Source organism: [Clostridium] hylemonae DSM 15053 (assembly GCF_008281175.1).
GTDB lineage: Bacteria > Bacillota > Clostridia > Lachnospirales > Lachnospiraceae > Extibacter > Extibacter hylemonae.
The window spans coordinates 955,009-980,891 of sequence record NZ_CP036524.1; the positions used below are offsets into that span (position 1 = coordinate 955,009).

Below are 25,883 nucleotides of genomic sequence, written 5' to 3' on the forward strand. Positions count from 1 at the left end.
GGGAATGCAATGATATCAGTAAGTTACAGCGAGAAAGACACATATGAACTTGGGCGCAGTATGGGAGAAAAAGCCTGCCCGGGCAAGGTCTTTACTTTGATCGGAGACCTGGGCACCGGAAAGACCGTTTTCACGAAAGGGCTTGCGGCAGGGCTTGGCATTAAGGAACCTGTCAGCAGTCCGACTTTTACGATCGTGCAGGTATATGAAGAAGGGCGTCTGCCCTTCTATCATTTTGATGTCTACAGGATCGGCTGTGTGGAAGAGATGGATGAGATCGGATACGAGGATTATGTCTATGGAGACGGAGTGACTCTGATCGAATGGGCGGATCTGATCGAGGAGATTCTTCCTGAACATTACACGGAGATCAAGATTGAAAAAGATCCGGAAAAGGGATTTGATTATCGGAGGATTGACATATGCGAATATTAGCACTAGACAGTTCGGGGCTGGTCGCCAGCGTCGCTGTTGTCGGGGAGGAGCAGACGGCGGCGGAATATACGGTGAATTATAAGAAGACACATTCTCAGACGCTTCTGCCCATGCTCGATGAAGTGGCCAAAATGATCGAGCTGGACATGGATACGATCGATGCCATCGCAGTGGCGGGCGGGCCGGGATCCTTTACCGGACTGCGGATCGGTTCGGCCACAGCGAAGGGACTGGGGCTGGCGCTTCATAAGCCGCTCATACATGTACCGACGCTGGAGGGGCTGGCGTACAATCTGTACGGGACGGCGGGGATCATATGTCCGATCATGGACGCGAGAAGGAACCAGGTGTATACGGGCCTTTACAGGACGGAGCATACGTTTGAAGTGGTGGAAGACCAGATGGCCGCCGCGGTTGAAGAACTGGCCGCCCGGCTCAATGCCGCCGGTGAAAAGGTCACGTTTTTGGGCGACGGGGTGCCTGTGTACAAAGAAATGCTGGAAGAGAAGCTGACTGTTGAGCATTATTATGCGCCGGCGCATATGAACCGGCAGAGAGCGGCCTCCGTCGGAGCGCTCGGTATGAAGTATCTGCTGGAAGGCAGAAGTGAGACTGCGGCTGAACACCGCCCGGATTATCTCAGAGTGTCCCAGGCGGAACGGGAGAGGAAAGAGAGGTTGAAGGAATCATGATTATTTTTGAATGTGACTATACGGAAGGTGCCCATCCGGAGATCTTGAAGAAAATGGAAGAGACAAATTATGTGCAGACACCCGGATACGGTGTGGACTGCTACTGTGAGAGCGCCAGGGAGAAGATCAGAAAAGCCTGCGGCTGTGAGACGGCGGACGTACACTTTCTCGTCGGGGGCACTCAGGCTAACTTTACGGTCATCAGTTCGATCCTCCGCCCGTTCCAGGGTGTGATTGCGGCAGAGAGCGGACATATCAACGTGCACGAGACAGGGGCGGTGGAAGGTACCGGCCATAAAGTCCTGACGCTTCCAAGTGAGGACGGAAAGATCACAGCGGCCCAGGTACGCCGGATGTATGAGGAGCACTGGGACGATGTGACCCACGAGCACATGGTGCAGCCGGGCATGGTGTACATTTCCCATCCGACAGAGAACGGGACGCTGTACAGCAAAGAGGAACTGAAAGAATTATATGAGACATGCAGGGAGCGGGATCTGCCGCTTTTTCTGGACGGCGCCCGTCTCGGGTATGGAATCGCGTCTGAGGCATCTACGCTGACGCTCAGGGACATAGCGTCACTGACAGATGTATTTTATATAGGAGGTACAAAAGTGGGAGCTTTGTTCGGGGAGGCAGTCGTTATTGTCGATCCGGCGCTTAAGAAGGATTTCCGCTATATGATCAAGCATAACGGCGGAATGCTTGCGAAAGGGAGACTGCTCGGCATTCAGTTTGACACGCTCTTTACAGACGATCTGTATTACAGGGTGGCGGAGCATGCGGACAGTCTTGCCATGCGTCTGAAGAAAGCATTTCAGGAGAAAGGATACGGCCTGCGGTACGATTCCTATACAAACCAGCAGTTCCCGGTCCTTCCGAACGATCATATGGAAAAGCTGGCAAAGGACTATTCTTTCAGCTTCTGGGAGGCTGTTGACAAAGAGCATACGGCGGTCCGGTTCTGTACAAGCTGGGCTACGAAAGAAGAAGCGGTCTTGCAGCTGATCGAGGATATACAGAATCTGTAGGATAGGAGGCGGTCTACATGGTTACAGTACGGCAGATCGGGGAACAGGATATTGAAAAGATAGCCGGTCTGGAACGGGAAATATTTCCCGACAGCTGGAGTTATGAAGCGCTCTGTGACACATACGGGCAGAACAATTCGGTATTGTTCGGGGCCTTTGACGGCGACAGGCTGATCGGTTATCTCATTGTATATTATGTGCTGGATGAAGGCGAGATCGCAAGGATCGCCGTGAGAGAAGGCAGCAGGAGAGAAGGGGCTGCCGGGCATATGCTGCTTGCGCTTGAGAGCTTCTGCGAGGAAAAAGGAATTACAAAGCTGCTGCTGGAAGTGCGGGAGAGCAACGAGGCGGCCATCGCTTTTTATAAAGATCACGGTTTTGAAGAGGACGGCGTGCGCAAGGGGTACTACGCTGATCCGGCGGAGGACGCGGTGCTCATGAGCCGCGGGCTTGGCAGGTAATTGACAGTTTTAACAGCAGTTCCCACTAGGAACAGCGGCGGCAGTCCGTTATAATGTAGGCGTAGCAAAGAGAAGTCGAAGTGATGTACACACAGGAGGAATTGTATGCGCCAGTATGATGTTCAGATAAAAGAAACAAAAGATTTACAAAAAATTATTTGCAATAAATGTGGAAAAGAGATCATCATTTCCAAAGGGGTCCCCCAGGAGGATTATCTTGAAGTGGAGAAACGATGGGGATATCAGTCCAATAAAGACAATCAGGTGGATTGTTTTGACCTCTGTGAAGACTGTTATGATGATTTTGTGAAAGGATTTAAAATCAAGATTTAGAATAGGGGTATGTTATGTTAGATGTATGTTTGTTGGGAACCGGCGGCATGATGCCGCTGCCTTACCGGTGGCTGACAGCGCTTATGGTGAGATATAACGGCAGCAGTGTGCTGATCGACTGCGGGGAAGGCACGCAGATCGCGATCAAGGAGAAGGGCTGGAGCTTTAAGCCTATTGATGTTATCTGCTTTACGCATTATCACGGAGACCATATCAGCGGTCTTCCGGGCCTGCTTCTGACGATGGGCAACGCGGACCGGACGGAGCCGCTGACGCTCATTGGCCCGAAGGGACTTGAAAGAGTAGTTAATGCACTCAGGGTGATCGCGCCTGAACTGCCGTTTCCTGTCAAATATATTGAGATCACGGAACCGGAACAGACATTTGAGATGAACGGCTACCGTCTGAAGGCGTTCCGGGTAAACCATAATGTCCTATGTTACGGATATACGCTGGAGGTTGACAGAGCAGGCAAGTTCGATGTGGACAGAGCCGGCGCCGCAGGTATTCCGCAGAGATACTGGGGTATACTGCAAAATGGAGAAAATGTGGAGGATAACGGCACAGTCTACACACCCGACATGGTGCTCGGACCTCCGAGAAAGGGAATCAAGCTGACTTACTGTACCGACACGAGGCCGACGGAATCCATTGTAGAAAATGCAGCCGGTTCCGATCTGTTCATATGCGAGGGGATGTACGGTGAGAAGGATAAGCTTAAAAAGGCGAAAGAATATAAGCATATGACGTTTTACGAGGCGGCCCGGCTTGCGAAAGAGGCAGAGGTGAAAGAAATGTGGCTCACCCACTACAGCCCGTCGCTTACGCGTCCGGAGGAGTACATGGATGATGTGCGCGCCATATTCCCGAATGCGGTGGCAGCCAAGGATAAGCGGACGGCTGAACTGACATTTTCATAGGCAGAGGAGATATTATGAGTGAAGAGAAAGACATATTAATTCTTGCAATAGAAAGTTCGTGTGATGAGACAGCGGCAGCCGTAGTGAAAAATGGGCGGGATGTGCTGTCTAATGTCATTTCCTCACAGATCGACCTCCACACACTGTACGGCGGCGTTGTGCCTGAGATCGCATCCAGAAAGCATATAGAGAAGATCAATCAGGTGATCGAAGAAGCGCTCCGGGAAGCCGGAACAGCCCTGGAGCAGATAGATGCCGTCGCAGTGACGTACGGACCGGGACTTGTAGGCGCGCTCCTCGTAGGGGTGGCGGAGGCGAAAGCGATCGCCTACGCGGCGAAGAAGCCGCTCGTGGGAGTTCATCATATTGAGGGACATATTGCGGCTAATTTTATTGAACATAAAGAACTTAAGCCTCCGTTCTTTTCTCTCGTCGTGTCAGGGGGACACACACATCTTGTGAGAGTAAAGGATTACGGAAAATTTGACATTATCGGACGTACACGAGACGATGCGGCCGGGGAAGCCTTCGATAAGGTCGCGCGGGCTATCGGTCTTGGGTATCCGGGAGGGCCGAAGATCGACCGGGTGGCAAAAGAAGGAGATCCTGATGCGGTCGCGTTTCCAAGGGCGCATATGGAGGATGCCCCCTATGATTTCAGCTTCAGCGGACTTAAGTCGGCGGTGCTGAATTACATCAATGGATGCCGGATGAAGGGGGAGACATACAGCCAGGCGGATGTGGCGGCCTCTTTTCAGAAGGCGGTCACAGATGTGCTTGTGGAGAATGCGATGCGCGCGGCAAAGGAATACCACATGGATAAGTTCGCCATAGCGGGCGGCGTTGCTTCCAACACCGCGCTGAGAGCGGCCATGGAAAAAGCCTGTGAGGCGGAAGGGATCGAACTTTACTATCCGTCGCCGGTCTACTGTACCGACAATGCGGCCATGATCGGAGCGGCGGCGTATTATGAGTACAGGAACGGTACGAGACATGGCTGGGATCTGAACGCGGTTCCGAATCTAAAACTTGGGGAAAGATAAATTTTAGTACAGTCAGAGGAATGTGAGCGTATGAAGGAAAAGAAAAGGTGTACGGCTGTTGTGCTGGCGGCGGGGCAGGGAACACGTATGGGGACGTCTGTCCAGAAGCAGTATCTTAAACTGGAGGGAAGGCCTCTCGTCTATTATGCTTTAAAGACATTTGAAGAGTCTTCTGTCATCGACGATGTGGCGCTCGTTGTTGGCGACGGACAGGTGACGTATGTCCGCGAACAGATCGTCAGGGCATATGGTTTTACGAAGGTTTCTGCTGTCGTGGAGGGCGGAAGGGAACGCTATGATTCTGTCTATGAGGGACTGAAGGCGGCTGTGTGCGCAGATGACGGAAAAGTGAAGGACGGTTATGTCTTTATACATGACGGCGCAAGGCCATTTGCCGATGAGGAGATGCTGCGCAGGCAGTATGAAGCGGTTGTGAGATACAGAGCGTGCGTGGCCGGGATGCCGAGCAAGGATACGGTGAAACTCGTGGACGATGACAATTACGCGGTGAAGACACCGGAGAGAAAGTATGTATGGACAGTGCAGACGCCTCAGGTATTTGAAAATTCTTTGATAATGGATGCATATTCTATGATGATGGGGGAAGACTGTGAAGGGATAACAGATGACGCCATGGCGGTAGAGAGGTATATGCATGTGCCGGTGAAGCTTGTGGAAGGATCATACAGGAATATCAAGATCACGACACCGGAAGACATGGAGGTTGCGCATGCCTTCTTGAATGGAAAAATTTGAAAATCTTCAGATTTATATATTGACGATAAAATATATGTATGATAAAATGCATATTGTCGCTGAGAAAGCGCGGCCAAATTGAATATGTGGAGAGGTATCGAAGTGGTCATAACGAGGCGGTCTTGAAAACCGTTTGTCCGAGAGGGCGCGTGGGTTCGAATCCCACCCTCTCCGCTCTGGAAAGCAATGCCGGGAATTCCGTAATGGAGTTTCCGGTTTTTTTGTGCTGTGATATTTTACCTGCAGTGCAACAGCACAATATCTTGTATATTTCCGTAAAAACAGTACCAAAAAAGTTGAGTATATAGACGCGCGTTCCTGGTTGTATTAAATATAACTTATATACAATATAAAAGAGGAGCGTAAATATATGTGGAAAAAGGGGAGAATCATATGTATATGTCTGCTTGCCGTACTGGTTAGTCTGGCGGGCAGTACAACACTGCATGCCGACGGACCGGCTGAATCCGTCCAGACGGGATTTTTTACCGGGGTAAAGGCCGTGGATAAGGATGGAAACGATATTGCAGCGCTAAAAAATGTAGAGCGGGGAACGGAAGTTTATCTCGTCTATCACTATGAGATTCCGGCAGGAGGATATGAGACCGGGAAGGAATATACTTTTTCGATCCCAAAAGAAATCCATATGGAGGACGGCACGGTATTTCCCGTAAATATGGGAGATAAGCAGGTAGCGCAGGGCACGGTCGGTTATGATACCGCGCAGAATACCAACATAGTCCGGCTTGTGTTTTCCGATACAGACGCTGTACAGGAAGGCGTGGAGGGCGATATATGGATGGGTGGAACACTTTCTGAAGATGAGATTCCAAATGAGGGGAAACAAGAGATAGACTTTGACCTTGGACTGGCCGATGGCTCGGACAAGATAACGGTAGATTTTGCTATTGACAAACAGACCGCTGACGTGTCCCTGACAAAGCAGGCCGGAACTCCCAACCTTGGAGAGCTTACGATACCGTGGAAGATAACACTTAAAGTGGAGAGCACAACTCCGGCTGACCTGCCGGTCACGGGCCTTGTGATAAAAGATACCCTTCCGGAGGGACTGGACTTCGACGAGACAGATCCAGATTCTTACAGTTGTGTAAGTGCAGCTGGCACGCCGGTAACAGGCGGTACGATCGAAAAGAGCACCGGTGGGCTCATCACTTACACGTTCCCAGACGGCTTTTCTGCCGCTATGGGGAACGCTTACACGCTGACATTAAAGACGTCTTTTGAATTGGGCATATTTGGCGGAGGAAAAGATGCTGTAAAGTTTACAAACAAAGCCGAGGCGGCTTATGAGTTTATCGAAGAGCCATATAAAAAGGATGATGACGGGAACAGTGTGGAGAATAAGGAGACAAAAAAGGTGGTGACAGCAGCAGTGACTGCCGGCACGACGATCAACGGAGGCATACTCGATAAGAAGGGGGTACTTGCCGGGGCCGGCGTCCGGGAGATAAACTGGTCGGTCACGGTCAACAGCAATGATCTGGGCATTGAAAATGCCCGGATAACGGATACGATACCGGCCGGGCTTACGATAAAAGGCGGCGCCGGCGGGATCACGATCCGTGATAAGGATGGGACAGATGTGACCGCATCATTTCCCGGCGCTGTCACAGTTACGGGCCAGAACATTGCGGTCGTGCCCGGCACCATAAATGAGAAATATACGATTCATTATACAACGATGATCGCAGATGAATACTATGACGAAAATAAGACAGAGACATTTAAGAATCATGTTGAATTTACCGGAGGTCCGGGGCCGGATCCGGCCATATCAATATCAAAAGACGCTTCCGTGAAGGTAAACAATGCACTTATAGCAAAAACAGGCAGTTACAGCAGAAAGGACCATACCATCACATGGACGATCACGCTGAACCAATATGAAAGTGCTCTTGCAGATCCCATTCAGGTAGAAGATATCATTCCCGACGGACTTACTCTCGTGACAAAGGGCAGTGATTTTGCGCCGGCAGATGATATTCATGTTACAAAGGGGACCGGTTCGGGCATTACATTCCGGTACGATAAAGACAGCCGCAGGCTTACGGGTGAGATAACAAAGAGTATATCAGAGGCAGTGGAATTTCAGTTTCGTACGACGGTGGATGACGCAAATATCTGGGCGGTCAACGGCTATAGGAGCAAACCGTTTCACAATGAGGCAGTCATTAAAATCGGCGGACATGAATATCCGGTCTCGTCTGATCCTGAGATCATAAGTGAGATGTTTACAAAGGCAGCCGGTTCCTATAACAGTGCGGCAGGTGAGATCGAATGGCAGCTTACGTGTAATCAGAATGAAATGCCGTTTCACAATGCTTATATAGAGGATGTGATTCCGGACGGCCTGGAGTATGTGGCGGGAAGTCTGAGCCTTATGGCACCGGCAGGACAGCAGGTGTCGGAGTCTTACGACAGGGCGTCAAAAACATTGCGGGTCGGTCTGCCGGCTTATGTGGATAAGCAGTACACGGTGACATTCAGGACTAAAATAACAGACAGCGGGTTTCTGACAGCGAATGCCACAAAGAAATTCAGCAATCTGGCCGTGCTGTATGGCGACGAACTGCCTGCGCCGATCAGCAGCAAAGCGGAAAAAGAAGTGACGGGCTCTGTACTTTCTAAAAAGGGTGAGGTAAAGAGAGATCCTGCCGGAGTAAACTATCTGGAGTGGTCCGTGACAGTAAACAGCAATAAGACACAGTTGAATAAACCTGTCATTGCAGACCCGCTGTCAACAGATCCAAAGCTGGAGCTTGACCCATCGTCTGTTAAACTCTATGAAGCTGATGTACAGCCGGACGGTTCTGTCAGCCGGGGGAATGAAGTGGCTGTGACGAGAGAGAATATTACATATGATCTGACAGACAATGTTTTCAGGTTTCATTTCCTGAAACCGATCGACCGGGCGTATCTGCTTGTGTTCCGCACAGATTTTGGTGACGACGCCAGGAATAAGGAGGTTGTCAATCAGGTATATTATGAAGGCTCGGAGGCGGACCAGGAACATTCAGGCACGCATTTGAAAATTGCGGGAAGCATTGCGGGGGGAAGCAGCAGCATTCCAAAAGGAAATATCGCGGTAAAAAAATACGCGGACGACAAAGTGACAGTTCTAAAGGACGCAGTGTTTGCCGTATATAACGATTATGTTACTTATACGATGAGACCTACGGATATCAATGGGGAATCTGATCTGCAGCAGATCAGAACGGGAAGTTACAGCATCAAAGAAGTGACGGCGCCCGAAGGGTATGTCCTTGACAATACGGAGCACAGCGCTGATATAGGAAAAAACAGTACATTTACTTATGAGGCATATAATACACAGATAAAAGGCACGCTTGAACTGACCGTCCGGGATGACAGTAAATACGCAAAGCCCGCAGGGGGAGTGAAGGTAGAAATCTATGATAAAGATGGGACTCTTATTGCAGAGAAGATCACGGACACCACTGGCAAGATCACAACAGATGATTTGAAGTACGGAGAGTATTATTATAAGATAGTGGAGGCGCCTGCAGGGTACAAAATCCCGGGCGGAACATTTCCGTTCCGAATAGAGGAAAATGGTCAAGTTATCAAGGCAGAAGTCCTCATCCACTTATCGGAATCTGACCAGGCGGTACCTCATACCGGTGGAGCGGGCAGCGGGAAGGGATCGGAAGCGTCCCACGCAAAGACGGGAGACAACACAGGCGCGGCAGCGTATATACTGCTGCTGGCCGGCTCTGCTTTGTGTATCGTTCTGGCGCGGCGTTCCCGGCGTTTAATAAGATAGAGACTGAGTAAGTTCAGGGTGCAGCTTCATAAACTGAAAAAGGCAGCATTGACTTCCGCGAAGGCGGGCAGTCAATGCTGCTTTTTGCGGAATAACAGGCATTTTGCAAAGATGTGCAGAAAATTTGAAAAAAAGAGAAAAAATACTGGACAAGAATAAGAAATTCGTGTATATTATTTTACGGACACTTTTGGAGAAGTACCCAAGCTGGCCGAAGGGGCTCCCCTGGAAAGGGAGTAGGTCGTTAATAGCGGCGCGAGGGTTCAAATCCCTCCTTCTCCGTTAGGTTGCCGTTCACATATTCTTGTGTTTTTGATTTGGAAAAATCATAGATATAGTAAGAAAGAAAAAAGAGTAAAAATAACTCGAAAAAATCTTAAAAAATTACTTGACATAAACACAAGATAAATGATATTATGTTTGGGCTGACCCAAACGGGACAGGCAATCAAGAACCTTGATAATTAAACAATAGACAACAACCCTGAAAATTTCTTAAAAGAGAAAAATTCAGAACGGACATCAAAAAAAGATGTCAACCTAAAAACAGTAATAACGGGATAGGATTAGCTAGTAGTTAATCCTGACCGCGATTAAACACTTTTAACGAGAGTTTGATCCTGGCTCAGGATGAACGCTGGCGGCGTGCTTAACACATGCAAGTCGAACGAAGCAATACTGTGTGAAGAGATTAGCTTGCTAAGATCAGAACTTTGTATTGACTGAGTGGCGGACGGGTGAGTAACGCGTGGGCAACCTGCCTTACACAGGGGGATAACAGCTAGAAATGGCTGCTAATACCGCATAAGACCTCAGTACCGCATGGTAGAGGGGTAAAAACTCCGGTGGTGTAAGATGGGCCCGCGTCTGATTAGGTAGTTGGTAGGGTAACGGCCTACCAAGCCGACGATCAGTAGCCGACCTGAGAGGGTGACCGGCCACATTGGGACTGAGACACGGCCCAAACTCCTACGGGAGGCAGCAGTGGGGAATATTGCACAATGGGGGAAACCCTGATGCAGCGACGCCGCGTGAAGGATGAAGTATTTCGGTATGTAAACTTCTATCAGCAGGGAAGAAGATGACGGTACCTGACTAAGAAGCCCCGGCTAACTACGTGCCAGCAGCCGCGGTAATACGTAGGGGGCAAGCGTTATCCGGATTTACTGGGTGTAAAGGGAGCGTAGACGGCATGGCAAGTCTGAAGTGAAAGCCCGGGGCTCAACCCCGGGACTGCTTTGGAAACTGTCAGGCTAGAGTGTCGGAGAGGCAAGTGGAATTCCTAGTGTAGCGGTGAAATGCGTAGATATTAGGAGGAACACCAGTGGCGAAGGCGGCTTGCTGGACGATGACTGACGTTGAGGCTCGAAAGCGTGGGGAGCAAACAGGATTAGATACCCTGGTAGTCCACGCCGTAAACGATGATTACTAGGTGTCGGGAAGCAAAGCTTTTCGGTGCCGCAGCCAACGCAATAAGTAATCCACCTGGGGAGTACGTTCGCAAGAATGAAACTCAAAGGAATTGACGGGGACCCGCACAAGCGGTGGAGCATGTGGTTTAATTCGAAGCAACGCGAAGAACCTTACCTGATCTTGACATCCCGGTGACAAAGTATGTAACGTACTCTTTCTTCGGAACACCGGTGACAGGTGGTGCATGGTTGTCGTCAGCTCGTGTCGTGAGATGTTGGGTTAAGTCCCGCAACGAGCGCAACCCTTATCTTTAGTAGCCAGCATTTGAGGTGGGCACTCTAGAGAGACTGCCAGGGATAACCTGGAGGAAGGTGGGGATGACGTCAAATCATCATGCCCCTTATGACCAGGGCTACACACGTGCTACAATGGCGTAAACAAAGGGAAGCGACCCTGTGAAGGCAAGCAAATCCCAAAAATAACGTCTCAGTTCGGATTGTAGTCTGCAACTCGACTACATGAAGCTGGAATCGCTAGTAATCGCGAATCAGAATGTCGCGGTGAATACGTTCCCGGGTCTTGTACACACCGCCCGTCACACCATGGGAGTCAGTAACGCCCGAAGCCGGTGACCTAACCGAAAGGAAGGAGCCGTCGAAGGTGGGACCGATAACTGGGGTGAAGTCGTAACAAGGTAGCCGTATCGGAAGGTGCGGCTGGATCACCTCCTTTCTAAGGAAAAGAAGAAGTAGGGGTTGTTGTTTATTGTTTAGTTATCAAGGAAAAGAGCTTTTTTAAGCCTTCAAAAGTTTAAAAAGGACTGCTGGTGGCGATGCGCCTGGGGGAAACACCCGTACCCATCCCGAACACGATGGTTAAGGCTCAGGCGGCCGATGGTACTGCACTGGAGACGGTGTGGGAGAGCAGGTGGCTGCCAGCTTTAAAAAAGAAAAAGAGGCGGAAGCCTTTTTTAGATAAAAGACCAGAGAACGGGCTTATAGCTCAGCCGGTTAGAGCGCACGCCTGATAAGCGTGAGGTCGGTGGTTCGAGTCCACTTAAGCCCACTTAAGTTTTAAAAAAGAACAAAGACCAGACGGGGGATTAGCTCAGTTGGGAGAGCGCCTGCCTTGCAAGCAGGAGGTCACGAGTTCGAATCTCGTATTCTCCATTTGATGCCCACGGCGTCACATGCCGCGCATCAAGCATGTACCTTGAAAATTGCATACAAAGAAATAAAGATTAAATATCTTATTTAATCAAGACATCCGAGGTAATGAAAGACTTGCTGGACGTTACGTCCGGTGAGAAAACATTATTTATATTCGAGACAACGAATCAAAAAAACAAACCTAAGAAACCAACGCATATCACGCTAGATATGTGTAGCTGGAAGGTGGACGAAAGCCCCTCGGGAACAAAGTTCCCTCAGTGATGTTTGCTTCGCAAATATCACCATCTGCATGAAAATGTCCTTAGGAATGCGAGCATTCCACGGCCATTATCATACATCTGGGCTGCTTTCTGAGCTATTCAGCACGTTGGTCATGCTAAAAAGAGCATATGGTGGATGCCTTGGCACTAAGAGCCGATGAAAGACGTGATAAGCTGCGAAAAGCTTCGGGGAGGAGCAAATATCCTTTGATCCGGAGATCTCTGAATGGGGAAACCCAGCTGAGGAAACCTCAGCTATCCTTACGCCAATCCATAACGTAAGGAAGGGAACCCGGTGAACTGAAACATCTAAGTAGCCGGAGGAAGAGAAAACAACATGTGATTCCGCAAGTAGCGGCGAGCGAAAACGGAAGAGCCCAAACCAGGGTGCGTGCACCCTGGGGTTCGGACCGCACAATTGATTCAGGAAGAGTAGCAGAACGGTTTTGGGAAAGCCGGCCAGAGAGGGTGAAAGCCCCGTAAGCGAAAGTCTGACTGACATGGCGGTATCCAGAGTACCACGAGACACGAGAAACCTTGTGGGAACGCGCGGGGACCACCCCGTAAGGCTAAATACTCCTTAGTGACCGATAGCGCATAGTACTGTGAAGGAAAGGTGAAAAGGACCCCGGGAGGGGAGTGAAAGAGAACCTAAAACCATATGTTTACAAGCTGTGGAACACCCTTATGCGGTGAACCGCGTACTTTTTGTAGAACGGTCCGGCGAGTTACGCTGGCTGGCAAGGTTAAAGACTGAAGGTCTGGAGCCGAAGGGAAACCAAGTCTTAATAGGGCGAATGAGTCAGTCAGAGTAGACCCGAAACCGGGTGATCTATCCATGTCCAGGTTGAAGTTGCCGTAAAAGGCAATGGAGGACCGAACCCACATCCGTTGAAAAGGGTGGGGATGAGGTGTGGATAGGGGAGAAATTCCAATCGAACCCGGAGATAGCTGGTTCTCCTCGAAATAGCTTTAGGGCTAGCCTCATACAAGTCTTGCGGAGGTAGAGCACTGAATTTCCTAGGGGGCGTCAAAGCTTACCGAAGAATATCAAACTCCGAATGCCGCGTAGATGATGTATGGGAGTCAGACTGCACGAGATAAGTTGGGTAGTCGAAAGGGAAAGAGCCCAGACCTGCAGCTAAGGTCCCAAAATGTGTGTTAAGTGGAAAAGGATGTGGGATTTCAAAGACAACTAGGATGTTGGCTCAGAAGCAGCCATACATTCAAAGAGTGCGTAATAGCTCACTAGTCGAGAGGTCCTGCGCCGAAAATGTCCGGGGCTGAAACACACTACCGAAGCTCAGGGATGTACGAAGTACATCGGTAGAGGAGCATTGGATGCGGGAAGAAGCAGTACCGTAAGGAGCTGTGGACTGCATCGAAGAGAGAATGCCGGAATGAGTAGCGAGAGGAAGGTGGGAATCCTTCCGGCCGAATATCTAAGGTTTCCAGAGTAAAGCTGATCTGCTCTGGGTAAGTCGGGGCCTAAGGCGAGGTCGAAAGACGTAGCCGATGGACAACAGGTTGAGATTCCTGTACCACGATATAACAGAACTGTGGGGACACGTGTGGAAAGCATAAGCCGGGAATGGAAAGACCGGCGCAAGCGGGGTAGGCGTACATCAGGCAAATCCGGTGTGCAAACCAAATCCGTGACGCGTACCGAACTTAAAGTAGGGAAGTATGTGAGCCATGCGTCAAGAAAAGCCGCTATCGTTTATATCGTGCCCGTACCGTAAACCGACACAGGTGGATGAGGAGAGAATCCTAAGGCCGACGGGAGAAGCATTGTTAAGGAACTCGGCAAAATGACTCCGTAACTTCGGGAGAAGGAGTGCCAGAGAGATCTGGCCGCAGAGAATTGGCCCAAGCAACTGTTTAGCAAAAACACAGGTCTATGCAAAACCGAAAGGTGAAGTATATGGGCTGACGCCTGCCCGGTGCTGGAAGGTTAAGGGGAGAGGTTAGCGCAAGCGAAGCTTTGAACTTAAGCCCCAGTAAACGGCGGCCGTAACTATAACGGTCCTAAGGTAGCGAAATTCCTTGTCGGGTAAGTTCCGACCCGCACGAAAGGCGTAATGATTTGGGCACTGTCTCAACAATGCACCCGGTGAAATTGAAATACCAGTGAAGATGCTGGTTACCTGCGCCAGGACGGAAAGACCCCATGGAGCTTTACTCCAGCTTGATACTGGGATTCGGTATTGCATGTACAGGATAGGTGGGAGGCGAAGAAGTGATGACGCCAGTCGTCACAGAGCCGCTGTTGGGATACCACCCTTGCAGTATTGGATTTCTAACCATCAGCCGTGAACCGGCTGGGGGACAATGTCAGGTGGGGAGTTTGACTGGGGCGGTCGCCTCCGAAAGGGTATCGGAGGCGCTCAAAGGTCCTCTCAGAATGGTCGGAAACCATTCGCAGAGTGCAAAGGCAAAAGAGGGCTTGACTGCGACACCGACGGGTGGAGCAGGTACGAAAGTAGGACTTAGTGATCCGGTGGTATAAAGTGGGATTGCCATCGCTCAACGGATAAAAGCTACCCTGGGGATAACAGGCTTATCACTCCCAAGAGTTCACATCGACGGAGTGGTTTGGCACCTCGATGTCGGCTCATCGCATCCTGGGGCTGAAGTAGGTCCCAAGGGTTGGGCTGTTCGCCCATTAAAGCGGTACGCGAGCTGGGTTCAGAACGTCGTGAGACAGTTCGGTCCCTATCCGGCGTGGGCGTAGGATATTTGAGAGGAGCTGTCCTTAGTACGAGAGGACCGGGATGGACTGGCCGCTGGTGTATCTGTTGTTCTACCAAGAGCATGGCAGAGTAGCCAAGCCGGGACGGGATAAACGCTGAAGGCATCTAAGCGTGAAGCCCCCCTCAAGATGAGATATCCCTGCGCAAGCAGTAAGACCCCTTGAAGACGACGAGGTAGATAGGGCAGAGGTGGAAGTGCAGCAATGTATGGAGCTGACTGCTACTAATCGGTCGAGGGCATGACCAAGAGCGAAGAGAGCGCGGAGTCAGGAATGACGGAGGCGCATCTCGAAGCGAGAAGGTGGATAGGTAATGGATGTAATATTTATTTCTTGTATGCAGTTTTGAAGGTACATACTAATATCGTGGAAGAACAATGCTGATAGCATTGTTTTTTTATTATTTGAGAACCCGGAAAAGGACACTGCACATAATATACAGTTGAAATGAAAAATCAGAGAATGTATAATAGAAACAGAGCAACAGTAAAGGAGGAGCATATATGTTAGATAAAAAAGTAGTTGAGCTGATCAATGATCAGATAAATAAGGAGTTTTATTCTGCATATCTGTATCTTGAGTTTTCTAATTTTTATTTTGATATGGGACTTGAAGGATTTGGAAACTGGTATAAGGTACAGACGCAGGAAGAGAGAGACCATGCGATGCTGATGATCCAGTATCTTCAGAATAACGGAGAAAAAGTAGTTTTACAGACGGTAGACAAGCCGGATATACCGCTTGGCGATGCAAAGGGTGTACTGGAAGAAGGGCTGAAGCATGAACGATATGTGACAAGTCTGATCCACAACATTTATGATGCCGCGTATTCCGTTAAGGACTTCCGTACAATGCAGTTTTTGGACTGGTTTGTGAAAGAACAGGGAGAGGAAGAAAAAAGCGCTGAGGATCTGATCAAAAGGTTTGAGCTGTTCGGGGAGGACGCAAAGAGCCTCTATATGCTGGACAGTGAACTTGGAACAAGAACTTACACGGCGCCGTCTCTCGTACTGTAAGCGGCCGGAACGTGTGCTTACTGATTGACGGATCACAGCGTCCTTCGGAACAGTCAAATACAGAACATAACCGTCAGGCCAAAACAGTCTGACGGTTTTTTATACTGCAATAAAGGAACTGCCAATCTCTTACATATATGGTATAATATCTGTAACTATCTGATAAGCTGGAAGGTACGGGAAGCTGTCTGGAATCTGCCGGACAACGCCGCCGCAAAAGTGATCGTGGAAGACGACAGATATGTGCTGGCTTAAAAGATATACTGAGGAGGGAAAAATTATGAAAAGAAAATTATTAGTATTTGGGTTATTGGTGTCACTTATTCTAACAGTAGTTCTGGCCGCGGCGGGGTGCGGGAAAAAGGCAACGCCTGAGAATCTGCTGGCAGATGTCAACAAGAATATAAAAGAGATCAAGTCTGTGTCAGCCAATATGAATGTTACAGCCGAGATGTCGGTGGATTCTAAGACAGCAGGCATTGTCATGGACATGGACATTGATTCGACGAGAAAGCCGGCGGCGACACATATGAAAGGAAGTCTGAGCTTCAAGGCAGATGGTTCCGATATGAGCACGGACGTGGAAGTGTACGCTGTAGAGGAGGATGATGAACTGGCGGCATATACGTACGCGAGAGGAGAATGGTCTAGGACAGGCAGCGATAATGTAGATAACGCACTGGATGAAAATGTATTCAAAGCGATCTCAAAAGCCCATGCGTCATTTGAAAAGAAAGATAAGCTCGTTGAGGTGAACGGCAAGGATTGTTTTGAACTGGAGGGAAAGGTAAAGGGGAAGGTGCTGAATGCGGTGATCGGGGAAGGCATGCTGAATTCCTTCGACCCGTCAGGCAGTATGATCGACGAAGAAGAACTCGGTAAGAAGACGATACCTTGTACGATCGACATTTATAAGGACAAGGTCCTTCCGGCCAGAATACACGTTGATCTCAAAAAGGTAGCCGAAGAGATCTATGCAGATGCGTATGACAAGCTCGAAGTTAAGGACTATTATGTTGAGATCAACTATCTCGGATACGATGAAGTGGAAAAAATAAAGGTGCCGAAAGAGGCCAGGGAAGCGGCAGGAGGCAGCTCACCGGACTTTGATGACAATACCGGCAGTAAAGAGAAAGGGAACGGGAAAAAGGAGAGCAGTCCGGCCGGGCAGAGCAAGGAGCTGAAAGACGAATGGAACAGCTATACGGTACAGGTGAACGACAAGGTACTGACACTTCCGTGTAAAATAGAAGATCTGGAGGCGGCCGGTCTGTCTATGGACACAGTTAATACCCCGGAGGATTACATTGTCAATGCAGGTGAATACGAACTCGCCTTCTTTGAAGATAATAACGGTAATTCCATTATGGTTGACATGGTCAATCAGACAGACAGCGCCTGCAAAGTGAGCGAGTGTCTTATAGGAGGCATACAGGCAGATAAATATTCGGTTGAAGCCGGAGAGCTGTCGGTCATATTCCCGGGCGGTATTCAGATAGGAGATGATGAGGCAAAGGTACTCAGTAAATACGGTGAGACGGATGATGAATACAAGGGTGAGAGCAGCAGTGACTATTCATGGTATGACGATGGAAGTTACGAGAACAGATGCCAGATAATAGTGGATGCCAAAGAGAAAACTGTGAGTCAGATGACACTCATACGGCATGAATAGAGAGAGAACGGTACGCTGAATGTTAAAAAGGTCCTGTGCAGGAGGAGTGCACAGGACCTTTTTGAAACCGTTGCGGTTCACTGCATGTTGATTAGTAGTTTTGCACCTTATTGTATATTTCTCCGCCTTGTGTTATAGTGTGAATGGAAAATAAAATGCTGTAAATGAATCTTTGTAAAGGAGGAGAACATGAAGATAGCAGTCTGTGAAGATAATGTAAAGGAGCGGGAGCTGCTTTGTGAACAGATAAGAACGGCCATGGAACTCAGGGATGTTAATGCTGAGGTTGAAATATTTGAAACTGCAGAGGAACTTCTGAAGGCTGCGGAGAAAACTTTCTTCTCCATGTTCTTTCTGGACATACTTCTGCCGGGGCTTTCCGGTATGGATGCTGCGCTGAAGCTCAGGAGAGCAGGCAACTATTCACCGGTAGTATTCACTACCGTCACAAAGGACTACCTGGCCCAGAGCTACAGCGTATGGGCGGCGCATTATCTAGTTAAACCTATTGAACAGAGAGATATGGAAGAGGCATTTTCACGCGCGCTCAAGATGCTGGAGGGTACGGAAAGAAAGCTGGAACTTACGGTTGCCCGGCATACCGAGCAGATCCCTTATTCAGAAATCTATTACGTAGAAGGAAACAACCGGAACTGTATCGTGCATACACGTACCGGTACACATACTCCGTACACTTCTCTTCTGGGAATCGTTGAGAAGCTTGATGACAAGCGGTTCCTGCACTGCCACCGCAGATATGTCATCAATCTGGACCATGTTCTTGCGGTACAGCGGAGCAAGGTCGCCATGCGGGATGATGTGCTGCTGCCCATCCGAAGGGGGGAAGCGGAACAGATCCGCCGCGCATGGGAGGACAGGAGATTTGAGATCGTGAACGGAAGAGAATGATGCCCGCAATGTATCCGGATCACAGGCGGTCATACACAATGGAGCTGCTGCATTGGCAGAGTTGTTTCTCTGCTTTATGTGGCAGCTCCATGCTGTCTGTTCCTCACTGTCCGGAAGGATCATTTCTTAATCAAATGGTACGTGTTCCACGTTGTCAAGACCGATGTTGCGAAATACATCGTCCCAGCAGGAGAATCCCTCGGGAATACGGTACCACGGTTCCGCGGCTTTGATGCCGATAATGGCAAGCTCCATGCCGATTTCCAGTTCATCGTTTGTGATGCCTTCTCCCCGTTCCAGATGGATCATACCGATAGAATCGGGGGCGGTCAAGAGTAATTTTCCGGTGGAATCCTCCCGGAGCGCCAGATTTTCATTCTGGACTAGGAGTGTGTATGTCCCTTCTCCGGTGTCCACAGTCGTTCTGCCGAAATCGAATCCGTCCCGGCACACCCATTCCTTTTCCGAAATCTTTCCCTTACATAAGAATTTACCGTCAATTACTTTCAGCACCTCCTCCACAGGATCTGTCCGGTCTTCCTTCGCCCGCAGCAGTGCTTTTCCCGTCTCCTGCAGGCTTGCTGCCGAACCGGCCACCAGACATTCCCTGCAGCCTGCTTTATCAAGCGGCGGGAGGCAGTACGCGATCAGAATGTTATTGTAGGCGACCACAATGCTTCTTCCGATCAGCTCCATCGCGGCAGTATCACACGGATCCGGTGTCTCGATGACCACGCTTTCCCCGTAAATGGATGCGTATACAAGTGGACTGACCGGATGTCTGTACACACACGTTAATATATTGCTGAGCGTCGGGACCGACCGGCCGCACGAGTCTGCATTTAAAAGAGGCAGGCCTGCCTGCGAGGCAACCTTAAGAAAATAGGGCAGCTGGATACAGTCGTGTTCCAGCGTATACAGATATCCTATCTTTTTTCCCTTTGCCTCCATCAGTTCCTGCATTTTACGCAGCGCGATCATACCATCTCTGGAGTCGTGGCAGACCGCTGCGTCTGTAGAGACAGGGCCCAGTTTTCCTACTGTTACGGCATAGAGATCTTCGTCCATCTCATCTACGTCGACCAGTTCGATCTCAATTGGCTTTTCCCTGTCGATCCGTTCGATCTCCTCAAGCGCACAGCGCAGGGGGTAGTCTCCCCCGTCGCTTCTGAGCACGGCTCCGTGACACATTTCAATAAAATCCTGTTTATGTAGTATACGTGACATAAGTTTTTCCTCCTTAAATTAAACAATATCGCGCCGGGGTTCTTTTCGGTCCGTCAGTTTCATTGCCGCATAGTAAAGTACGCCGGATACGACAATGCCGTTTATGGTAGCAAAGCCGAATGGGAGAAACAGCGCCGCCAGCACTCCGCAGACGAGACATACAATACCGGTCCAGTGAAAGCCGGGCCGTTCTTCCCAATTTTCCACCTTACCGCGCTTTAAGATCCAGTAATCGGTGATCATGACACCTGCTACCGGTGGGATACAGCCTGCCATCAGATCCAGAAAATTTGTAAAATAGTTCATGATACCAAACACAGCGAGTAAAATACCTACGATTCCTGCGATCGCAGTTGCGGCCGCACGCCTCTTTCCGGACAGATGCAGCAGACTTGTGATCGCCAGGCCGCCGGTGTAAGCGTCGCAGGCCATTGTTGTCCACGTGGCAAGAACAAGAATAAGCAGACCAATGACCGGCAGGCCCAGCTTGGCGATCAGAATGGAGATGTCAGATTCTCCGGTCGCCGCCCCCATGATAGAACCGGCGATAAAGAGGAAGAGACAATAGGGGATGATACCTACGACAGCGGCAAGACAGGAGCTTTTCCTGTCCCGGCAGAACCGGTGGTAATCAGGCGAGATCGTACTGCCGACCGCCTGCATGCCGAATACCATGGCGACTCCCTCCGCAAGACTGACAGGCTCCACCGGGGAGGATCTGACCAGATCCAGAAAGGATATGTCCTGCAGACATGTAACAATGCCGTATATACAGAGCAGAATAAGCGCGGGAACGGCTATTATGTTAAGCTTCGAGATGATCTTCTCTCCGAGAATAGAGACGGTCAGCATGATAATGCCGAGAATGATAATGGTGGCCTCCCGGTTCCAGTGAATGTTATTCAAAGTCAGTATCTGGATAAAGGACTCTCCCGCGATCTGGCAGTCGCTGCCTGTCCAGCATATAAGGGTCGTGGCCAGTATAAAAGAAATAATGATGCCGGCCCCTTCCCGTCCGAATGCGGAGCGGGCCAGTACGACGGTGGGAAGTCCGGTGTCAGTTCCCTCCATGCCCTGCAGGCAGAATACGATCGATAAAAGTACGGTGCCGATGATCACGGCGAGGATCATTTCCATAAAGGAAAGACCTTTGATCATCAGGGCTCCTACCATGATCGTCGGTACACAGATAGAGCTTCCGGCCCAGATAAAAGATGTTTTCCACCAGCCGTGGCGTTCTCCGGGCGGTACAGGTTTGAAAGCATCTTCCTCGAATAAAGAGTTTTTTTCTTGTTCACTGTTCATTGCTAAAACCTCCTGTCTTTGTATTATAAAGCTTCATCTATCAAAAGCAGGCGGGATCCGCCGCTTAGACACTTGTTCGTATCCGTAGGCCGCCGTCAGAATCTTTCCTTCCTGGAACGCGCCCGCGTAAAAGGATATGCCGGCCGGAACGCCGCTTCGTGACAATCCCATGGGGACCGTTATGGAAGGATAACCTGTAATTGCCGGCAGGTTGGAATAACAGGGACTCGTTATCACATCCAGTTCATATTGGCTCAGACAGGTGTCGAGCGCGGCCTGTCCTTCTTCTATGGCCCGGAATTTCTGACTCCAGTAGCTGCTCTCCACGAGACGTCCCGTCGTCTGTTCCTGCGCCAGAAGCAGCAGATCCTGTCCATACCTCAGCGCGGTCTTTGCATGGCGCTGATTGTACGCGATGATGTCGGCAAGGGAACGGCATTGTCCGGCCGCGTAGCGAGAGAGATAAAAGTTGAGCGCTGTTTTAAATTCATACAGCATAGTTGCCTGTCCTAAGATACCGCTATCCATTCCCGTAAACGCAATGTCGCAGTCTACAAGCTCTGCGCCTGCCTGCTGCATAAGCAGCAGTTCCTTCTCAAACATGTCGTCACTGTCTTCGGGAAACGATTCCTTATCACAGCGGACCCGGTTGACGCCGATCCGCATGCCGCGGAAATCTTCCGGTTTTAAAAACACGGTGTAATCTTTCGGTATCAGATGTTCTGTGCACCCGGTTGCGGCGTCGTCCGCGTCCGGCCCTGTCGTCATTGCGCTGAGCAATATTGCACAGTCTGTGACGGTCCGCGCCATGGGACCCGCCGTGTCCTGGCCGCAGATCGGGATGATGCCGGAGCGGCTTACGAGTCCGACGGTCGGTTTTAGGCCGCAGATTCCGCTGAATATGGAGGGATAGGTGATGGAGCCCGCGGTCTCTGTCCCGACGGCCGCGCTGCAGAAGCAGCCTGCAGCCGCAGCGGCGGACCCGGAACTGGAGCCGGAGACCGGAAAGGAAGCGTCATAGGGATTCTTCACCTGACCGCAGCGGGAGGAGTACCCGTCCGGAAATTCCTGGGCGATATACCGGGCGAATTCCGAAAGGTTCGCTTTGCCGAGGATCACGGCGCCTGCCTTCCTAAGCTGCTTCACAAGGGGGGCGTCCTTTCTGGCAAAATTATCGGCCAGCGCCTCGGAGCCTGCCGTTGTATGCATTTTGTCTCCTGTACTGATATTATCTTTTAACAGGACCGGGATTCCGTGGAGCGGTCCTCTGGGCCCCCGCAGCATACGTTCCCGGTCGAGGGCTTCCGCCGTAAAGATGGCGTCCGGATTTAATTCGGCTACAGCGTTGATCTTTGGTCCGTTCTGGTCATACTGCTGAATACGCTTCAGATACGCTGCCGTCAGTTCCTTTGAACTCAGATTTCCACGGCTCATCTGTTCCTGCTGACAGGAAATGCTCTCTTTTGTCACATCCATTTTTTCCCTCCTGTAAGCGTTCTGTCAGATACAAAATAGAATATATTTATTTAGTTATATTATTATTATATAACAAATGAAAAGTCAAACGAGGACATGTATCATGAAAAGAAATAGTTGCATTATAAAATTTCTTTTCAAGAAACACTACGGGCAGACTGAATACAGCAATAAGTCTTGCATTTTGAAAAACTGCAAAAAATATATTCTGGCGAAACTTTGTGTTGATTTTAACTTATATGTGCATTATACTGTGGAAAATGGATAGTGCACGATATCTCAGAGACTGCCGGTGTGAGGGGGCGATGGCGATGGACAGAGTGAAACAGGTAGGAGAACGTATACGATTTTATCGGAAACAGGAGAAAATGACACTGGAAATGCTGGCCGCGAAGATGAACAAGAGTAAGGCCACCATCTCCAAATATGAGAACGGAACAATTGTTATGGACATCGGGACATTGTATGATTTTGCCGATGTCTTTCGTATTCCGGTTTATTGTCTGATCGACGATACGCGTAAGGAGACAGGGGTACACGGACACATGCCTTTCTCCTCCTCGATCCTGTACTTTTATATATTTAAGGGGAGCGGAAACCGGGAGATCGCGGAGTCCTATCTGAGCCTCGCGGAAAAGGACGGGGAATGTCAGGTGACGCTTTATTACGGGGGACTCCCGGATAAACGGAACAAATCCTGTCTTGTGTATATCGGGAAGGGATGCGGCACAGACACGACCTTTTCATTTATGGTAACGAATTACCAAAATCCCCTGGACCAGATGTATTTTACCGCCAGTCTGCCGTATATAAACTGGAACGGCTATCTGGCCGGCTTCTGGGTGGGCCTTACCTTTGAGGGGGTTACGCCTATCTGTATGAAGGCAGTCATTTCAGAGACGTCCATGGAAGACAGGGAGACGCTGAGGAAGCTTCTCACCGTGACTAACGCGGAATTAAATTATTTTAAAAAGCATGACAAGTTCCTGCTTCGGAGCGAAGATTAAGGAGCTGTGCGCCCCGGCTTTGATATTCAGCCGGGGCGCACAGCTCCTTTCATGATCATAAAGGTATTCGCAGCTTCAGCGGATCCGCTTGAGGATCTCGTCCAGAAGACACATGGCTACATCCTCTTTGTCCATGACACCCAGCTCTGTCTGGGTATCCGGCGTTATAAAGGTGACTACATTTGTGTTGCCGGCAAAACCGGCCCCCTCTTCTTTCAGGTTGTTTGCCACGATCATGTCCAGATGTTTGTTTATCAGTTTCTTCCGGGAATTTTCGATCATATGCTCCGTCTCCATGGAGAAGCCACAGAGAAACTGGCCCGGGACCTTGTGCTCTCCGAGGTATTTCAGTATATCGTCGGTGCGCTCCAGGGCAAGGGACATCTCACTGTCCGCTTTCTTTACTTTTTCATCGCTTACGTGGGCGGGCCGGTAGTCGGCCACAGCCGCAGCCTTTATGATGATGTCCTTATCCTGGCTGTTGGAAGTCACTGCATGGAACATATCCATGGCGGAGATGACCGGTATGGTATTTACGAACAATGGCGGATCCAGCGCAGTCTGTCCGGAGACGAGCGTAACATCCGCTCCGCGGAGCATGCACATTCTGGCAATACTGTAGCCCATCCTGCCGGAAGAATGGTTTGTGATGAATCTCACCGGGTCTATTGCTTCCTGGGTGGGCCCGGCCGTGACGAGGACTTTAAGTCCTGCCATGTCTTTCGGAAGCGCACAGCTTTTGAGCACATACTGAAGCAGTATATCAGGTTCCGGCATTTTTCCGCTTCCGGTATCTCCGCAGGCGAGCCGCCCGCTGGCGGGAGATATGACTTCCATCCCGAATTTCTCAAGCAGCTTCAGGTTCTCCTGCGTCACCGGGTTCTCATACATGCGTGTGTTCATGGCAGGAGCTATGATCTTTGGACACTGGCAGGCGAGGACAGTCGTTGTAAGCATGTCATCTGCAAGTCCGTGGGCAAGCCTGGCGATGACGTTTGCCGTGGCGGGCGCGATGATGACAGAATCCGCTTTTTTGGCCAGCGCTACATGCTCTACATTGAACTCAAAGTTCCGGTCAAATGTGTCTGTGATACACTTGTTGCCGGTCAGCGTTTCAAATGTGACGGGGTTGATGAAATTCCGGGCATGTTCTGTCATGAGTACGTGCACCTCTGCGCCTGATTTCACGAGCCGGCTTGCAAGGCAGGCGCTTTTATATGCGGCGATCCCTCCGGAGACGCCGAGCAGTATAGTTTTTCCTTTTAACAGCATAATATGATCCTTTCTGTACGTGCGTTATTTTCATCTGTCATTACTGTCGATCTCTTATCTTTACAGTAACAAATGTGGCTGAAAAATGCAAGGGACACACGGGAGAGGGCGGTACGGATGTATGGAATTTAATACTTGCTGACAAAGTACCGGCAATGCTATAATCATACTGTAATTGTATTGTATCTCCCTCAGAGGAGAATGATAACAAGGAGGAATTGAATAATGAAAGAAAGAAAACATGACACTCGTTGGATGGTCAGTGTTGCACTTATGGCGGCTATTGTCATCGTGCTGGCGAATACACCGCTCGGCATGATCCAGCTTCCGATTATTAAGGCGACAACTGTGCACATTCCGGTAATAATCGGAGCTGTTTTACTCGGGCCCGGAGCAGGCGCGGTGTTAGGCGGTGTGTTTGGGATCTGCTCTCTGGTGAGCAATACGATGGCGCCGACACTGCTGTCGTTTGCGTTTTCCCCGTTTATGAGCACCACTGGTCTGGCAGGGGCGGCAAAGGCGGTATGGATCTCTGTAGGATGCCGTATCCTCATTGGCGTTGCGGCAGGATGGCTCTGGATCTTGCTGACCAGACTGAAAGTCAATCAGCTGATCGCGCTGCCTATCGTTGGATTTATCGGCTCTCTTGTGAATACGGTGACAGTTATGGGCAGTATATATGTATTATTTGCCCAGCAGTATGCGGATGCAAAGCAGGTCGGGATCACGGCCGTGTGGGGGCTTATCATGGGGACAGTCACCGCGTCGGGCATTCCGGAGGCGGCTGCGGCTGCGATACTTGTGCTGGCGCTTGGAAAGGTGCTGATACAGGTGACGAAGAAAATGAACTTCGGGACGATCAGCGCGCAGGCAGTCCGGTAGTGCAGTGTGACAGAGCGGGACGTTTTAAAAGATAGAAAATAG

At 50.0% G+C, this 25,883-nt stretch carries 19 protein-coding genes, 4 tRNA genes and 3 rRNA genes; 22 read left to right on the plus strand and 4 right to left on the minus strand.

Translation table 11 applies throughout. The features are described from left to right. The first annotated feature begins 9 nt into the window (after positions 1 to 9). The 20 genes from tsaE (at position 10) to LAJLEIBI_RS04580 (ending at position 18,672) form a co-directional block, all read left to right on the plus strand. Positions 10 to 435 carry a tRNA (adenosine(37)-N6)-threonylcarbamoyltransferase complex ATPase subunit type 1 TsaE gene (gene tsaE / locus LAJLEIBI_RS04485; RefSeq protein WP_006445083.1) on the plus strand — a complete coding sequence of 142 codons (426 nt, stop codon included), beginning with the start codon at positions 10 to 12 and terminating at the stop codon, positions 433 to 435. Further along, positions 423 to 1,127: a tRNA (adenosine(37)-N6)-threonylcarbamoyltransferase complex dimerization subunit type 1 TsaB gene (tsaB, locus tag LAJLEIBI_RS04490; RefSeq protein WP_006445084.1), complete on the plus strand. Its 705-nt coding sequence runs from the start codon at positions 423 to 425 to the stop codon at positions 1,125 to 1,127. Before tsaE ends, tsaB begins: the two co-directional genes overlap by 13 nt. Beyond that, positions 1,124 to 2,158: a threonine aldolase family protein gene (locus LAJLEIBI_RS04495; protein ID WP_006445085.1), complete on the plus strand. Its 1,035-nt coding sequence runs from the start codon at positions 1,124 to 1,126 to the stop codon at positions 2,156 to 2,158. Before tsaB ends, LAJLEIBI_RS04495 begins: the two co-directional genes overlap by 4 nt. A 17-nt stretch (positions 2,159 to 2,175) precedes the next feature. Further along, a complete protein-coding gene (rimI, locus tag LAJLEIBI_RS04500; RefSeq protein ID WP_006445086.1) occupies positions 2,176 to 2,619 on the plus strand; it encodes a ribosomal protein S18-alanine N-acetyltransferase in 444 nt (147 codons plus the stop codon). A gap of 105 nt (positions 2,620 to 2,724) precedes the next feature. Continuing rightward, positions 2,725 to 2,952 (plus strand): hypothetical protein, encoded by a 228-nt coding sequence (locus LAJLEIBI_RS04505; RefSeq protein ID WP_006445087.1) that lies wholly within the window; start codon positions 2,725 to 2,727, stop codon positions 2,950 to 2,952. 14 nt (positions 2,953 to 2,966) lie between these two features. Beyond that, positions 2,967 to 3,872: a ribonuclease Z gene (locus LAJLEIBI_RS04510; protein ID WP_006445089.1), complete on the plus strand. Its 906-nt coding sequence runs from the start codon at positions 2,967 to 2,969 to the stop codon at positions 3,870 to 3,872. A 14-nt stretch (positions 3,873 to 3,886) separates the two neighbouring features. Then, complete coding sequence (tsaD, locus tag LAJLEIBI_RS04515) at positions 3,887 to 4,915, plus strand: tRNA (adenosine(37)-N6)-threonylcarbamoyltransferase complex transferase subunit TsaD (RefSeq protein ID WP_006445090.1); 1,029 nt, start codon at positions 3,887 to 3,889, stop codon at positions 4,913 to 4,915. Positions 4,916 to 4,945: 30 nt separating this feature from the next. Continuing rightward, a complete protein-coding gene (ispD, locus tag LAJLEIBI_RS04520; protein ID WP_006445091.1) occupies positions 4,946 to 5,671 on the plus strand; it encodes a 2-C-methyl-D-erythritol 4-phosphate cytidylyltransferase in 726 nt (241 codons plus the stop codon). An 88-nt stretch (positions 5,672 to 5,759) separates the two neighbouring features. After that, positions 5,760 to 5,845, plus strand: a tRNA-Ser gene (locus tag LAJLEIBI_RS04525). Positions 5,846 to 6,041: 196 nt separating this feature from the next. Next, positions 6,042 to 9,476, plus strand: coding sequence for a collagen binding domain-containing protein (locus tag LAJLEIBI_RS04530; RefSeq protein WP_006445092.1), 3,435 nt, complete (start codon positions 6,042 to 6,044; stop codon positions 9,474 to 9,476). A 192-nt stretch (positions 9,477 to 9,668) separates the two neighbouring features. Continuing rightward, positions 9,669 to 9,758 (plus strand) — tRNA-Ser (locus LAJLEIBI_RS04535). A 319-nt stretch (positions 9,759 to 10,077) separates the two neighbouring features. After that, positions 10,078 to 11,620, plus strand: a 16S ribosomal RNA gene (locus tag LAJLEIBI_RS04540). Positions 11,621 to 11,710: 90 nt separating this feature from the next. Then, a 5S ribosomal RNA gene (gene rrf, locus LAJLEIBI_RS04545) occupies positions 11,711 to 11,828 on the plus strand. 51 nt (positions 11,829 to 11,879) lie between these two features. Then, a tRNA-Ile gene (locus LAJLEIBI_RS04550) sits at positions 11,880 to 11,953 on the plus strand. Between the two features lie 31 nt (positions 11,954 to 11,984). After that, a tRNA-Ala gene (locus LAJLEIBI_RS04555) sits at positions 11,985 to 12,057 on the plus strand. Between the two features lie 372 nt (positions 12,058 to 12,429). Next, positions 12,430 to 15,320 (plus strand): 23S ribosomal RNA (locus LAJLEIBI_RS04560). Together the 16S, 23S and 5S rRNA genes with 3 tRNA genes alongside form the textbook arrangement of a ribosomal RNA operon. A 255-nt stretch (positions 15,321 to 15,575) precedes the next feature. After that, positions 15,576 to 16,088 (plus strand): ferritin, encoded by a 513-nt coding sequence (locus tag LAJLEIBI_RS04565; protein ID WP_006441225.1) that lies wholly within the window; start codon positions 15,576 to 15,578, stop codon positions 16,086 to 16,088. A gap of 24 nt (positions 16,089 to 16,112) precedes the next feature. After that, the gene (locus LAJLEIBI_RS04570) at positions 16,113 to 16,343 is read left to right on the plus strand and encodes a hypothetical protein (RefSeq protein WP_006441226.1); all 231 of its coding nucleotides are present in this window, start codon (positions 16,113 to 16,115) and stop codon (positions 16,341 to 16,343) included. Between the two features lie 25 nt (positions 16,344 to 16,368). Further along, positions 16,369 to 17,763 carry a DUF6612 family protein gene (locus LAJLEIBI_RS04575; protein WP_050765437.1) on the plus strand — a complete coding sequence of 465 codons (1,395 nt, stop codon included), beginning with the start codon at positions 16,369 to 16,371 and terminating at the stop codon, positions 17,761 to 17,763. 189 nt (positions 17,764 to 17,952) lie between these two features. Continuing rightward, positions 17,953 to 18,672, plus strand: coding sequence for a LytR/AlgR family response regulator transcription factor (locus tag LAJLEIBI_RS04580; protein WP_006441228.1), 720 nt, complete (start codon positions 17,953 to 17,955; stop codon positions 18,670 to 18,672). A 126-nt stretch (positions 18,673 to 18,798) separates the two neighbouring features. Here LAJLEIBI_RS04580 and LAJLEIBI_RS04585 read toward each other — a convergent pair whose 3' ends face one another. From LAJLEIBI_RS04585 to LAJLEIBI_RS04595, 3 genes are read right to left on the minus strand one after another with little or no spacing between them, the layout of a single operon-like run. Beyond that, positions 18,799 to 19,899 carry a DUF917 domain-containing protein gene (locus LAJLEIBI_RS04585; RefSeq protein WP_006441229.1) on the minus strand — a complete coding sequence of 367 codons (1,101 nt, stop codon included), beginning with the start codon at positions 19,897 to 19,899 and terminating at the stop codon, positions 18,799 to 18,801. Positions 19,900 to 19,917: 18 nt separating this feature from the next. Further along, entirely contained in the window at positions 19,918 to 21,204 is a 1,287-nt protein-coding gene (locus tag LAJLEIBI_RS04590) for a cytosine permease (RefSeq protein ID WP_006441230.1), read from the minus strand. Between the two features lie 33 nt (positions 21,205 to 21,237). After that, complete coding sequence (locus LAJLEIBI_RS04595) at positions 21,238 to 22,680, minus strand: amidase family protein (protein ID WP_006441231.1); 1,443 nt, start codon at positions 22,678 to 22,680, stop codon at positions 21,238 to 21,240. A gap of 311 nt (positions 22,681 to 22,991) precedes the next feature. Here LAJLEIBI_RS04595 and LAJLEIBI_RS04600 point away from each other — a divergent pair, with 311 nt between their 5' ends. Beyond that, positions 22,992 to 23,687, plus strand: coding sequence for a helix-turn-helix domain-containing protein (locus tag LAJLEIBI_RS04600; RefSeq protein ID WP_040434478.1), 696 nt, complete (start codon positions 22,992 to 22,994; stop codon positions 23,685 to 23,687). A gap of 75 nt (positions 23,688 to 23,762) precedes the next feature. Here LAJLEIBI_RS04600 and coaBC read toward each other — a convergent pair whose 3' ends face one another. After that, positions 23,763 to 24,959, minus strand: coding sequence for a bifunctional phosphopantothenoylcysteine decarboxylase/phosphopantothenate--cysteine ligase CoaBC (coaBC, locus tag LAJLEIBI_RS04605; protein WP_006441234.1), 1,197 nt, complete (start codon positions 24,957 to 24,959; stop codon positions 23,763 to 23,765). 225 nt (positions 24,960 to 25,184) lie between these two features. On the opposite strand from coaBC, the gene LAJLEIBI_RS04610 reads away from it, so the two are divergent. Beyond that, positions 25,185 to 25,841, plus strand: coding sequence for an ECF transporter S component (locus LAJLEIBI_RS04610; protein ID WP_006441235.1), 657 nt, complete (start codon positions 25,185 to 25,187; stop codon positions 25,839 to 25,841). The last annotated feature ends 42 nt before the right edge of the window (positions 25,842 to 25,883 follow it).